The organism is Pseudoalteromonas sp. P1-25, from assembly GCF_001401805.1.
In the GTDB taxonomy this organism is placed as follows: Bacteria; Pseudomonadota; Gammaproteobacteria; order Enterobacterales; family Alteromonadaceae; genus Pseudoalteromonas.
Genome location: NZ_LKDW01000073.1, coordinates 1 through 1189 on the forward strand (window position 1 = coordinate 1; position 1189 = coordinate 1189).

A 1189-nucleotide genomic window follows, 5' to 3' on the forward strand; every position below is an offset into this window, starting at 1 on the left:
TGTAACTCCACCCAATTTAGTACAGCTCTTTCATAGAATTTTATGCCACCTTAAGATAACCTATTGGTGTCATATCGCCAAGTGAATCATGAGGCCGTTCATAATTATAAATATCTAACCACTCATCAGTGATTTCTCGTACTTCTTGTAGTGACTCAAACAAGTATAAATCTAGCACTTCTTCACGGTAACTTCGGTTAAACCTCTCCACAAAACCATTTTGATAAGGGCTACCAGGTTTTATAAACTCCAGCTTGATATTGTTTTCCATAGCCCAAGTCTCAAGCGCAGTGGAAGTAAACTCAGGGCCGTTATCTACTCTAATTTGCTTTGGTTTACCACGCCAAGCAATAATATGCTTTAGTGTCCTAATCACTCTCTCAGCCGTTAAACTGGTATCAACTTCAATGGCTAATGCTTGTCGATTGAAGTCATCGAGTACATTTAATGTTCTAAAACGATGACCGTAGCTTAATGCATCACTCATAAAGTCCATTGACCAAGATTCATTATGTTGGGTTGGTGCACTTAATGGCTCAGGTGTTCTTGTTGGTACACGGCGCTTACCCTTTCGTCTCAAGTTTAGCTTTAGCATGTTGTAAACGCGTTCAACACGCTTCTTATTCCACGACTTACCTTTATTGCGAAGCCTTTTGAATAGCTTCGGTAGGCCCCACCTTTGATGGCGCTCTACCAGCGCAAGAAGTGCGTCGATAACTTCATCATCTGATGGCCGTTTATGTTTGTAATAAAAAACTGAGCGGCTTAGCCCAGCCACTTCACAAGCAAATGCGACGCTGACGTTAAATTGGGCTCTTAAGTGCTCAACCCAAGCTCTGCGTCTACTTGTTTTTATAGCTTTTTTGCAATGATATCCTCAAGCATCGAGTGCTTTAAGCTCAGCGTTGCAAACATATCTTTTAGCTTACGGTTTTCTTCTTCAAGCTCTTTAAGGCGTTTAACATCTGAAGCTTCCATACCACCATATTTTGAGCGCCATTTATAAAATGTGCTTTGCCCGATACCATGTTTACGGCAGACTTCAGGCACAGGAATACCTGATTCAGCTTCTTTGATCATGCTGACAATTTGAGTTTCGGTGAATTTGCTTTTTCTCATCGTAAATTTTCCTATTTTCGTTAATGGAAAATTCTACTTATGAACTGTTTCATTTTTTGGGGGAGTTACA

General features: G+C 40.4%; 1 protein-coding gene. It reads right to left on the minus strand.

Annotated elements, in window-relative coordinates:
* Window positions 1-40: 40 nt before the first annotated feature.
* Window positions 41-1119 (minus strand): IS3 family transposase gene (locus AN393_RS19540; protein ID WP_235576221.1). Its coding sequence is split into 2 segments (ribosomal slippage): window positions 41-855 and window positions 855-1119, totalling 1080 coding nucleotides; the frame shifts between segments, so codons are not numbered across the junction.
* Window positions 1120-1189: the final 70 nt, after the last annotated feature.